An 11,185-nucleotide genomic window follows, 5' to 3' on the forward strand; every position below is an offset into this window, starting at 1 on the left:
GAGGGGGCCGACGTCCCTTACGGACGCCGGCCCGGCCTCTCGGACGGCACCGCCGTGGTCAGGACTCCTCGAAGTAGACGTCCAGGACCGCGTCGAGGTCCTCCGCCCACTTCTTGAGGTCGCTCCTGGCCGGCGCCTCGACCTCGGCATTGAACCATCGACGGGTCGAAATGTGGACCGTGACGGTGAACCGGCGGCCGAACCGAGGGGTCTTCACCTCGACCGCGCCGACCTCGTCCCAGCTGAACTCGGCTTCCTGGTCGTCCAGCCGGAACCGGACGCCGTCGTGGTCCGCGGTGATCGAGCCGCGACGGTCGCTCACCTCGAATACGGGGCCGTCCACCGCCTCCTTGTCATCAGCCGCCGCATCCTCGGACACGGCCTCCGCGAGGGCATCGTCGGGGGCGGCGGCGTCGGGTTCCCGCTCGTCCGCCTGTTCCTGGTCTGCCTGCTCCTGCCCCGTCCGTTCCTGGGACGTCTGCTCCTGGGACGTCTGCTCCTGGGACGTCTGCTCCTGGGACGTCTGTTCCTCGTCCGTCTGTTCCTGGTCTCTCCGCTCCCGGCTCGTATCCGGCTTCCCGGCAGGGGCAGGGGCCGTGAGACCAGGGATGTACGCCGGGTCTGTCCCTGCGGCGTACCCGGGCTGAGTGTTCGGATCTATGCGCTGCTCCACGGCGGGCAGTATGGCCGACGAACCTGTACGAGACCAATGACCACCACGCCGGGCGCCTGTCTTCCCGGCCGGGCCCTCCGTACTACGGGCACTGTTCCCGCGAGTACGTCACCGCTCCCGCACCGCCAGCAGTTCCGTCACCCGGTCCAGCGGGAGCGCCGGGACGTGGTGGCCCGCGCGGCCGGTCATCGAGTGCGCACCGGTGAGCACGTTCAGCACCGCCTCCTCCACCGACTCGACCACCGCGCCGTAGAAGGGATCCATCCGGCCCCACGGCACGAAGCGCATCGACTCGTACGGCGCACTGCCGTCATCCTCGGGGAACGTGCTGGTCAGCGCGGACGGGTTGGCCGTGGAAAAAGCCAGGAAGAGGTCTCCGGAGAAGTGGCTGCCGGTGGTGCCGGTGCGGGCCAGGCCCAGCGTCACCCGACGGGCCAACGCCTTGCACTGCCCCGGCAGCAGCGGTGCGTCGGTCGCCACGACCACGATCACCGAACCCGCGCCGGGCGGCACCGGGCGCTCCCCGCCGGGCGCCGGTTCGGGGTCCGGTGCCCCGACCGGACCGGACAGCTCACGCCCCACCGGTACACCGGCCACCACCAGTTCCCGCCGGGCGCCGAAATTGGCCTGCACGAAGGCGCCGACGGTGTAGCGGTCCTCGCCGTACTCGACCACCCGGGACGCGGTCCCCGAGCCGCCCTTGAAGCCGTAGCAGCGCATGCCCGTTCCGCCGCCGACGCATCCCTCCTCGACCGGGCCGGACCCGGCCGCCTCGATCGCGGCGGCCGCGTGACGGGACTGCACGGCCGGGCCGTGGATGTCGTTGAGGTGGCCGTCCCAGGTCTCCGTGACCACCGGCAGCAGCCACTCCGGTGCCATGCCACGGCAGTGGGCGCGCACCCACTCGACGACGCCCCGGTGCACCGGGCCAACCGCGTACGTGTTGGTGATGACCACCGGGACGGCAAGCGATCCGCTCTCCTCGATCCAGGCCGTTCCGGTCATCTCACCGTTGCCGTTGAACGAGTGCCAACCGGCCGCGCAGGGCGTACCGACTCCGTCCCGGCCACGGGGCAGGAGCGCCGTCACTCCGGTGCGTACGTCGTCGCCCTCGACGAGGGTGACGTACCCGACCTCGACGCCGGGCACGTCTGTGATCGCGTTCCACGGCCCCGGCTCCCCGGTGAGCGGGATGCCCAACTCGCGTGCACGCTTACGGTTTTCACTCATGGGATCAGAGCGTACGGGTGAACCCGCACGCCGGACGAGGTGCGGGCGCCGACGCTCGTCGTTCGCGGCTGCCCCGCACGCTGCCCGGCGGGCGTGTCCGGCTCGTCGCGCCGTCCGGATGGGCGTGTCCGGCTCGTCGGCGCTACCGGGTGGGCGTGTCCGGCTCGTTCTCGACAGCGATCGCGGTCGCCACGAGACCGTCCGCGGCCAGCCACCGGCCACGGAAGCCTGTCGGGGTCGACGTCGCCCCGCCGGGCGGGACCGGGTCCGGGTCCGCGGCGGGGATCAGCAGATCGGCCGTGAACGTGCCGTCGGAGTGGAGGACGATGTCGGCCTGTTCGAAGCCGAGCCACCGGTGGGTGAGCGGGAACCACGCCTTGTAGACGCTCTCCTTCGCGCTGAACAGCAGCCGGTCCCAACGAATCTCCGGGGCTGTCCTGCGCAACTCGCGCTCGCGCTGCTGTTCCGCCGGCAGGGCTATGGTCTCGTGCACCCCGTCGGGCAGCGGCTCGTGCGGTTCGGCGTCCATGCCGACGGAGAGCAGGTCCTCCCGGCGGGCGACCGCGGCGGCTCGGTAGCCGGCGCAGTGCGTCATGCTTCCGACGACGCCTTCCGGCCATATCGGCGCTCCGCGTTCGCCCTTCAGGATGGGTACGGGCGCGATACCGAGCACGCCGAGCGCGCGGCGAGCGCACCAGCGGGCGGTGATGAACTCCTTGCGCCGGGACTCCACCGCGTTGCGGATCAGTTCTTCCTCGCCGGGAAAGAGAGCCGCGTCGACCGGATCGGAGAACGCCTCCACCACGGCCACCTGAGGCGGCAGAATCTTCTCGATCATGTTCTCCCTCGTGCCGACTGGTTGATCCGTTCTCCGCATCGTCTCCAAAGACTGCCCAAAGAACGCGGGGTTACGACAGCGCCCGGCTGCGTTTCGGACGACGTTCTCATGCCCCGGAACGGCCCGTACCGGCACGCTCGCGAGCCGACGGCAGGAGCCCTCGGCCCGCGAAGTCCCCGCCGCCCGCCGCTCACCGCGGGCCCCTTGCTGCGGGGCCGGGCATGGCGCGGCTCGCGCGCCCCCGCCGTCCGTCAGGTTCAGCGAGTGCCGTCGAAGTTGTCGCCGACGGTCAACGTCACCGAGCCCGGAGCAGCCGCGGAGTCCTCGGTCGCCCGCGCTCCCGGCACCCGGGAGGCCAGTGCCTTCGCCTGCTGGTCGAGTCCCTGCGGAAATGTGACCGCCGTCGTTGGTGTGTCACTGGGGGCGTTGCCCGTGCCGATGATGGTGTATCCCGCCATGCGCAGTGCTTCCGCGACCTTTGAAGCCTGCCCCTTCTCTCCCGTCCCGTTGAGTACACGCACACGGATCGTCGCGGCGTACACGGGGTTCTTGCTGCGGGCCTCCAGTGACTTCTTGTCAACTTCCTTGTCGGCAGCCAACGAAGCGAAGAGGTCCGCCGCCTGGGGGTATTGCCACACCACATTGGCCTTGTCGGTGGGCACATCCGCCTCACGCGCGTAATTCGGCACGGTCAGGAAGGTCAGTCGGTCACTCGGGATTCCCTTGAGTTCGGAGGCGAGCCCGGAGAGCGGCTTGAGCCCTGCCAGTTCCTTGTCCGTGGTCAGTGATCTGGTCGCCGAATCGAGGAAGCCGAACAAGGCGGCCGGGCTGGTGAGTTTCTTCTGCGCCTTGGCCGCCAGGGCCTCCATGAATTCCTGTTGACGCCCTATTCTGCCGAGGTCGGAGCCGTCTCCCACGCTGTAGCGGGTCCTGACATAGCCGAGGGCCTTCTCGTCCCTGACCGTCTGGCACCCCGCCTCCAGATCGAGATGGGCCTTCTTGTCGTGGATCGCCGTCTCGGGACAGACTTCTATGCCGTCCAGGGCATTCACCATGCCCTTGAATCCCTGGAAGTCGATCGACATGAAGTGATCGATGCGCAGGCCGGTGTTCTGTTCGACGGTCCGAATGGTGCAGGCCGCGGCCCCTTCGACCTCACCGCTCGTACCGCCGAGGGCAAAGGCTTCATTGATCTTGAAGTGATGCGGGGTGGACCGGGTGCCGTCACCCCGGTCGCAGGTCGGTATTCCCACCCACGAATCGCGCGGAAGCGATACGACGGTGGCCCATTTCCGGTTGGCTGCCACGTGCATGACCATCAAGGTGTCCGACTGCATCGTGGTCAGACCCTTGCCGTATTTCCCGTTGTCGCCGTCGCGCGAGTCCGAGCCCACCACCAGGATGTTCTTGGAACCCGGACTCATGTTGGCCGGCCGGTCGCCGCCGAGCTTGTCGTCGATGTCGGCGGAGTGGATGTTCCCGTCGAGGCTCTGATACATCCAGGCGCCGACGCCGCCCGCCGCCAGAAGCAGCACGCCCAGCACGGCCCCGCCGCGGACGAACATCTTGCCCCGTCTCGTGAGTCGCCCTCGTGGCTTCTCGCCGGCCCTGTGCCCCGCCCCGCCTCGCGGCTTCCTGCGTTCTTTGCTCACGCTGACCCTCCGCGCCCGGCCCTTCAGCCGCTCGCTCGCCCCGTCCTTCGTCCCCGCACCTTGCGGTGGACGAACCCTACATACCTGCGGAGAACAGCCGCTCGGATGATGTCGATGCCGTAGCAGACGCCGGCGTCGGCCGGACCGGATGCGTAACTCTGTCCGATCGCGCGGAACTTCCCCTCGCCAGCTCTGCGGTACCGGGCGTCGAAGACCGCCGCCGGGCACAAGAGCCAAGTCGAGGAGGCATCCTCCGGTGATCATTTGGTTTTATGATTCCCGCATGACGTCTACGCTCCGGCTGGAGAAGATCACCGTCGACAACTTCGACGTCGCGATCGGCCTGAAGGTGCGCACCGACCAGGAACACCTGGTCGCGCCGGTCGTGAAATCGCTCGCTGAGGCGTACGTGTACCCCGGCATAGCCTGGCCTCGCCTCATCTTCGACGGCGACCGCCCCGTCGGCTTCCTCATGGCGTTCTTCGACATCGACTTCGCCGGCGACGGCAAGAACACCGACATCCGCTCGGGCCTCTGGCGTCTCAATATCGCGGCGGGTGAGCAGGGCCGCGGCTACGGCCGTTTCGCGGTCGAGTCCGTGGCCGCTGAAATCCGCCGCCGCGGCGGCACCCGGCTCACCGTCTCCTGGCACCCGGGCGAGGACGGCCCCGAGGGCTTCTATCTGGGGCTCGGGTTTCGGCCGACCGGAGAGACGAGCGGGGATCAAACGGTGGGGGAACTGGAACTGGGCCAGGCCCTGACCGAAGTCCCAGGGTCACTTCACCGGTAAGGGACAGGGATGGCTCGGCGGAGGTCGCGGAGCGGACCGAGTAGGAACGCACGTTCGTTGCGGAGCCTTGCCTCTTCCCTCGTTCGGTTTCCGGTACGAGTCAGGCGTGGGCGGGCGCCCTGGATCCCGATACGGCCCGCTGGGCCCCGGCCGCCAGTGAGCGACGGTCGCCACCGGTCAGCGGACGGTGCGTGGTGACCCGTACGGACAGTTCCCGGGAGCCGACGACCCGGCGCAGGGACGTGGCGAACCCCTCGTCGCCGAGGAAGCCCGCGACCGTGCTGGGGACGCCCTGCTGGAAGTAGTCGATCGTCACCGGCCGTACCGGGGCGCCCGCGTCGACGGCGGCCTGAAACATGGCGCGTCGGAACGTGCCGCCGGGTACGGAACACCACGTGGTCCCCTGCGGGAACACCATCACGGACTGCCCGGAGCGCAGCATCCGGGCCAGCTCGGCAACGGTCGACGGCAACTCGCGCAGGCCCCCGCGATCGATGAAGCGGGTGCCGATGCGCCGGGCCAGCGTCCCTATGACGGGCCAGGTGCCGACCTCTCGTTTGGCGAGCAGCGTCACGGGCTCGATCGCGAGCAGGACGACCACGTCGAGCCAGGAGATGTGGTTGGCCACGACCAGGGTCCCGGTCCGCCCGGGTACGGTCAGCGACTTCTGGTCCTGCCCCTGCCGCTGTTCCTGGTCCCACCCCGGGCCGACGTCCTGCTCCGGGCCGGCGTCCTGCTCCAGGTCCAGTCGTATCCCGAGGGCGGTGAGGACTGCCCCGGCCTCGGCGCGCAAGATGTCGGGGTCGCCCAGCCGCTCGCCCGTCGCCGCGCTGTGGATGACGGTGCCGGCGACGGATGCGTAGCGGCGGACCGCCGCGGGCAACGGCACGCCGGATGCCGCGTTCTTCGCGCAAGCGGGTGTGCAGACCGGCTCGACCGCCCAGGGGGTCACCGGCTCTCTCCGAGGAAGGGGCGTCGGTCGCGGTCGTAGGGGCCGACGTTCTCGTGCGGCAAGGTGCTGATGTCGTGGATACCGGCGACCGCTGTCGCGGTTGTCGAGAGCATGATTTGCCGTTCTCCATTCGGAGGGCGGACTGCGGCAGCACACCCCGCCGGCCCGTGAGAACGCCCGAAGCGGAAGTGACTGGGTGCCCCCGTCAGCAGTCGGCGCAGGACCGCGGTGCGTCGACGGACTGCGGGGCCGGTGCCCGCGGAGGCTGCCGCGGAAGGGCCGGGCTGAAGAGAGACGCCGGTCTCGGGCACGGTTCTTCCTTTCGTCGCCGATCGGAGTATGAGCGCGCCGGATGAATACCGTGCGAATCGACGGGGAAGTCCGTCCTCCGGATCGGTGTGGCCAGTGTTTCCAGCGGCGCGGAGTGGTTGCCGCGTCGAGTTCGCCCGCCTTCTCGCCGTGCCGCTCCGGTGACCACCCGGTCTCCGAGGACGTACCGCCGGGCATGTCGGAGGCGCAAAGTGGAATGCTTTCACCTGGGATCGAAGGTCGCCTCGGACGGCACCCACTGACCGCACACACGCACCATCGGCGGCAACAAAGGCTCGTGCATGGCGAGGCGCCACCGAGCCCGGCAACGCCTACTCGGGCTTGAGTCAACATACGACACACCGCTTCCAGGGTGAACAGATCCCCAGAAGACACCCGAACGGGCGAACGTCACATCAATTCACCCACACACAAAGTTATTGACGATACGTCACGTTGCAGCGGAATGGCATACGGGTGACTGCCACCGCAGCCGATGCTCCGGCACCGACATCCCGCTATGCCCCGAAATGACAGCTATGGAGTCCCTACGTACGTTCAATCACGGGTCCGCTGCTCAGCCGACCTCACTCCGAGACAGGAGAAACGACATGATCACACGTTCCACCGTCCTCACTGCCACCATCGCCGCCGCCGCGGCCCTGACCACCACCGGCAGCACCTTCACCTCGGCCGCCACGAACGAGCCGCCACAGGCCGCCCCGGTCGTCCGGCAAGCGGCCGCCGCCCCAGCCCCAGCGCCGGCCCCCGCTGTGGCCCCCAAGGACAGCGTTGACGCCGGAAAGAGCAACGAAGGCCGAGGCAACGACGAGGGGCGAGGCGGCAACGACGAAGGCCGAGGCAATCAGGGCCGAGGCGGTGACGAAGGCAGGGGCGGCGACGAGCGCAGAGGCGACCAGGGCCGGGGTTACGGAGGCCGGGGCTACGACGAGGGCAGGATTTACTTCAACGAGCGCACGTACTCCGCCTCCCCCAGCGGCTGCATCAGCGCGGCCAGCGGACTGGGATCCACCAGCTTCAACATCTTCAACGACAGCCGGCGGACCGTCGAGGTCTTCAGCGGGGCGACCTGCGACAACGGCGCCCCTGTCGCCGTCGTCGGCCCCCACGGCGCCACTGAAGGCGTGTTCCCGAACCGCGTCGAAGGGGGTGTGTTCGTCAGCAATGGAGTAGGAGGCAGCTTCCGAGTGATCGAAAACGGCTACTACGGCTACTGACCGGATCGCCCGCGCGACGTGACATGACGTGGTACGCCGGCCCGCCGGAATCGGGCCGGCGCACCACGTCCTCACCCCCGCTTCCTCCGTCCCGGCCTTCCGTCCCGGCGTTCCAGGGACCACCTGTTTCCCCAGGCCAGGGGGTGGAACCGTTCCAGTGTCCCGAATCGGGCGTGCCGACTTGATCAACGTCCCAGCCGTCCACCACAGTTCGGGACAGCACCCGGTAGCCACGCCGGACGGCCGAGGAACGACCGAAGAACACCGAGCACGGGGGAACCCATGAAGCACACGCACCTCACCAAGAGCCTTCTCGCAGGCATCACGCTCGTCTCCGCACTCGCACTCACCGCCTGCAACGGCGATGACGCCGCGGCGGGCGCGTCAACTCCTGCGGCGAGTACGTCCGCCGACCAGAGCGACAACCGCAACAGCGCCACCGGCAGCAGCAGCGACAGCTCCGGAAGCGGCGGCAGCTCCGGAGCCGGCACCAGCACGGGCGGCAGCACAGGAAGCAACGACAGTTCCGGCACGGGCGGCAGCAACAGCTCCAAGACGCCCATCTGCACCACCTCCACCCTCCGCGTCACCGCCGTCGACAACAGCGCGGGCGCGGACAACAAGGACACCGGCATCGTCACGGTCCAGCTCTTCAACAAGGGCGGGCAGAACTGTCGCGTCAGCGGCTTCCCCGGCGTCGACCTGAAGACCAATGCCGGAAGCATGTCCATTCCGCGCAACAGCGAGAAGCCGTATCCGGCCACCCTCAAGCCCGGCGAGTCCGCCGCCTTCAACATCCAGTTCCCCGTCAACAACTCGGGCGGCTCCGGCATCCGGCCCACCCAGATCGTCGTCACACCCCCGAACGACACGCACCAGGCGACCGTGCAGTGGCCCGCGGGCTCGCTCCCCGCCACCGACGGTTCCGACAACGGTCCCAAGCTGGAGGTCGGCCCCGCCAACAAGGTCGGCTGACACCCCGCGCACACCGCTCGCAGGACGTAGCCGCCGTCCCGGTGACGCCGACTACTGCCGTCTCCGTTCTCGAGGCGGGGCGCCGGCCCGGCTGTCGTGGATGTCCACGTGCCTGCCGGCTGCCCCGCTCGAGCACCTGACGGCCCCTGGGAAGCGGGTATCAGGACCCGTCCGCCCCGGAAGGCTTCCTGCTCGATGAGGCGCGTCCGATCACGCCGGTCCTGCGGCTCCAGGCCCGCTCGCCGAGCAGGGACAGAGCGGCCGGCAGCAGCACACCGCGCACGACGGTGGCGTCGATCAGGATGGCCAGCGCCATGCCGAGGCCCAGCATCTTGTATTCGATGGCGGACAGGGTCATGAAGACCGTGAAGACACCGGTCATGATGAGCGCCGCGCTACTGACGACACCCGCGCTGGCCGCGATGCCACCGACGACCGCCTCGCGCGGCTCCGTACCCGCGAGCCACCGTTCCCTGATCCGGCTGAGGATGAAGATGTGATAGTCCATGCTCAGGCCGAACAGAATGATGAACATGAACAACGGTAGCCAACTGACCACTCCTCCATAGGAGATGAACCCCAGCAGCGATTCCAGGTGGCCGTCCTGGAAGACCAGGGCCAGCACCCCGTACGCGGCGCCGATGGACAGCAGATTGAGCAGGATCGACGCCAGGGGGATCGTCCACGACCGGAACGTCACGGCGAGCAGGAGGAAGGCGAGGCCGAGGATGAACGCGAAGACGGCAGGAGTCCGGCTGTTCACCTGGTCCGCGAAGTCATGGGGCATGGCGGTCCTGCCGGCGACTGCGTAGTCGATGCCCTCCACCGTGCCGAGGGTCGTGGGGAGCGCGCGCTCACGGAGGGATTCCAGGGCCCGATTCGCCACGGGATCGGTGACGGCGCCCGCCAACGGCACCCGTACCACCATCGCGTCACCGACCGGTACGGCTGTGATCGGCTCCCGCAGCGCGCCATGACCAGCGGCGGCCTGCGCGTGGAGCCCGTCGATCGCCTCCCGCACCTCGGAGGTGTCGGCCGACGCGCCGTCCGCACGGTCGATGACCACCCGGGCCGCGGTCGCCGCCCCGGGGAAGACCCCCTGCATCCGCGTCGCCGCATCCACCGCAGTCGAAACACCGGGCGGCAGACTGGCCGTCACCGCGGCGTCCTGCAAACGAATCCCGAGCGCCGGCAACGCCATCAGCAGCAGGGCCAGCGCTGCTGTCGCACCGGCCGGCACGGGCCGACGTACGACCGCCCGCGCCACCCGCTCCCAAAGACGCGACTCCTGCGCCGCGATCCTGCGCCTGCCGAGCCAGGGGATGCGCGCCCTGTCGACCCGGTCGCCGAGGGCGGCAAGCAGGGCGGGCAGGACCGTCACGGAGCTGAGCACCGCGAGGCCGACCACCAGGACGGTGCCGACGGTCAGACCCTTGAAGACATCCACGCCGGTGAACAGCAGGCCGATCATGCAGACCATCACGGTCAGGCCGGAGGCCACGATGGCGTGCCCCGAGGTGAGTGCCGTGATCCGCAGCGCCTCCCGCACCTCGTGTCCGGCCGCCCGCTCCTCGCGCACCCGGCGCAGGTAGAACAGCGAGTAGTCGATGCCGACCGCCATGCCGATCAGCAGCACGATCGCGGAGGCGGCGCTGTTGAACGGCACCCACCGGCTCACGAGTTGCAGCAGGCCGAACGCGGCCGCCACGGTGGTCGCCGACAGCAGCAACGGGATACCGGCGGCGACCAGGGAACCGAAGACGACCAGCAGGATCAGGACCGTCAGCGGCAGAGAGGTCGTCTCGGCGCGCTTGAGGTCGTCCTTGATCCCGTCGTTGACCGCCTCGGAGAGGCTGTGGTCGCCTGCCTGGGCGAGCCGTACCCGCGGATGGCTCTCCCCGACCTGTTCCACGGCCTTGGCCACGGCCTCGTAGTGGGTCTTGAACTGCTCATCGGGGCCTGCCACTTCGAAGGTGACAAGGCCGGACCGGCCGTCCTGCGCCACCCACCGCTCGCCGTGCGCCGCCAGCGGGGAGCCGACATCACGCACCGCGCCCGGGGTCCGGTGCAACTCGGCCACCAAGTCCCTGGTGGCATCCCTCAGTTCGGGGTCGTCCGGAAACCGTCGATCGGCGCCGTCCCTGGACTGGATCAGTACGTTCTCCCGGATGGAGCCGCCACTGTCCTGCGCGTCCACCATCTGCTGGGCCCGACCGGCCTCCCCCGGATCGACGGACCGGGCACTGCCGCCCTGGACCAGGGCACTGGACAGAACGGCGACCACTACGAGTGCGAGCCACCCGCCGATCGCCAGGGCGCGGTGCCGGGCCGACCAGCCCGCGACGGCCGCGATCACCCCTGCGCTGCGACCGGGTCCGCCGCGGGAGTGAGTAGGTAAGCGCCGTCCGGCGCCGTCGATGCCGCCTGGCGGACGGTGAGCGGATTTGCTCTTGGGCAGCATGAGCTGCTCTCCTCTTTCTTGGTGGGGTGTTCCTGCGCAAACTCGCCTTCGGCGAGGTGGTTCGTCC

9 protein-coding genes are annotated in these 11,185 nt (G+C 69.2%); 3 read left to right on the top strand and 6 right to left on the bottom strand.

Going from position 1 to position 11,185, the window contains the following annotated elements; all coding sequences use genetic code 11:
• Window positions 1–58: 58 nt before the first annotated feature.
• The 4 genes from ACFU8Q_RS33490 to ACFU8Q_RS33505 all read right to left on the bottom strand — a co-directional run bounded on the left by ACFU8Q_RS33490 (window position 59) and on the right by ACFU8Q_RS33505 (window position 4,306).
• On the bottom strand, window positions 59–673 hold the full coding sequence (locus tag ACFU8Q_RS33490; protein ID WP_384461467.1) for a hypothetical protein: 615 nt from the start codon (window positions 671–673) through the stop codon (window positions 59–61).
• 108 nt (window positions 674–781) lie between these two features.
• On the bottom strand, window positions 782–1,903 hold the full coding sequence (locus ACFU8Q_RS33495; protein ID WP_384461470.1) for a P1 family peptidase: 1,122 nt from the start codon (window positions 1,901–1,903) through the stop codon (window positions 782–784).
• Window positions 1,904–2,045: 142 nt separating this feature from the next.
• A complete protein-coding gene (locus ACFU8Q_RS33500; RefSeq protein WP_384461473.1) occupies window positions 2,046–2,741 on the bottom strand; it encodes a 4'-phosphopantetheinyl transferase in 696 nt (231 codons plus the stop codon).
• Window positions 2,742–2,998: 257 nt separating this feature from the next.
• Entirely contained in the window at window positions 2,999–4,306 is a 1,308-nt protein-coding gene (locus tag ACFU8Q_RS33505) for an LCP family protein (protein WP_384461475.1), read from the bottom strand.
• 370 nt (window positions 4,307–4,676) lie between these two features.
• Here ACFU8Q_RS33505 and ACFU8Q_RS33510 point away from each other — a divergent pair, with 370 nt between their 5' ends.
• The gene (locus ACFU8Q_RS33510; RefSeq protein WP_384461478.1) at window positions 4,677–5,183 is read left to right on the top strand and encodes a GNAT family N-acetyltransferase; all 507 of its coding nucleotides are present in this window, start codon (window positions 4,677–4,679) and stop codon (window positions 5,181–5,183) included.
• Between the two features lie 100 nt (window positions 5,184–5,283).
• Here the strand turns inward: ACFU8Q_RS33510 and ACFU8Q_RS33515 are convergent, their stop codons facing one another.
• Window positions 5,284–6,135, bottom strand: coding sequence for a lysophospholipid acyltransferase family protein (locus tag ACFU8Q_RS33515; RefSeq protein ID WP_384461481.1), 852 nt, complete (start codon window positions 6,133–6,135; stop codon window positions 5,284–5,286).
• Window positions 6,136–7,055: 920 nt separating this feature from the next.
• On the opposite strand from ACFU8Q_RS33515, the gene ACFU8Q_RS33520 reads away from it, so the two are divergent.
• Both ACFU8Q_RS33520 and ACFU8Q_RS33525 read left to right on the top strand, forming a co-directional pair.
• Window positions 7,056–7,682 carry a hypothetical protein gene (locus tag ACFU8Q_RS33520; protein ID WP_384461485.1) on the top strand — a complete coding sequence of 209 codons (627 nt, stop codon included), beginning with the start codon at window positions 7,056–7,058 and terminating at the stop codon, window positions 7,680–7,682.
• A gap of 282 nt (window positions 7,683–7,964) precedes the next feature.
• Window positions 7,965–8,657 carry a DUF4232 domain-containing protein gene (locus ACFU8Q_RS33525; RefSeq protein ID WP_384461488.1) on the top strand — a complete coding sequence of 231 codons (693 nt, stop codon included), beginning with the start codon at window positions 7,965–7,967 and terminating at the stop codon, window positions 8,655–8,657.
• A gap of 160 nt (window positions 8,658–8,817) precedes the next feature.
• On the opposite strand, the gene ACFU8Q_RS33530 is transcribed toward ACFU8Q_RS33525, so the two are convergent.
• On the bottom strand, window positions 8,818–11,118 hold the full coding sequence (locus tag ACFU8Q_RS33530; RefSeq protein ID WP_384461491.1) for an MMPL family transporter: 2,301 nt from the start codon (window positions 11,116–11,118) through the stop codon (window positions 8,818–8,820).
• Window positions 11,119–11,185 lie beyond the last annotated feature (67 nt).

Source organism: Streptomyces sp. NPDC057543 (genome assembly GCF_042801895.1).
Taxonomy (GTDB): domain Bacteria; phylum Actinomycetota; class Actinomycetes; order Streptomycetales; family Streptomycetaceae; genus Streptomyces.

Bases quoted from the DNA above. Each gene is read 5' to 3' on its own strand.
- ACFU8Q_RS33495 (WP_384461470.1), bottom strand. From the start codon at position 1,903: ATGAGTGAAAACCGTAAGCGTGCACGCGAGTTGGGCATCCCGCTCACC.
- ACFU8Q_RS33500 (WP_384461473.1), bottom strand. From the start codon at position 2,741: ATGATCGAGAAGATTCTGCCGCCTCAGGTGGCCGTGGTGGAGGCGTTC.
- ACFU8Q_RS33505 (WP_384461475.1), bottom strand. From the start codon at position 4,306: ATGTTCGTCCGCGGCGGGGCCGTGCTGGGCGTGCTGCTTCTGGCGGCG.
- ACFU8Q_RS33510 (WP_384461478.1), top strand. From the start codon at position 4,677: ATGACGTCTACGCTCCGGCTGGAGAAGATCACCGTCGACAACTTCGAC.
- ACFU8Q_RS33520 (WP_384461485.1), top strand. From the start codon at position 7,056: ATGATCACACGTTCCACCGTCCTCACTGCCACCATCGCCGCCGCCGCG.
- ACFU8Q_RS33525 (WP_384461488.1), top strand. From the start codon at position 7,965: ATGAAGCACACGCACCTCACCAAGAGCCTTCTCGCAGGCATCACGCTC.
- ACFU8Q_RS33530 (WP_384461491.1), bottom strand. From the start codon at position 11,118: ATGCTGCCCAAGAGCAAATCCGCTCACCGTCCGCCAGGCGGCATCGAC.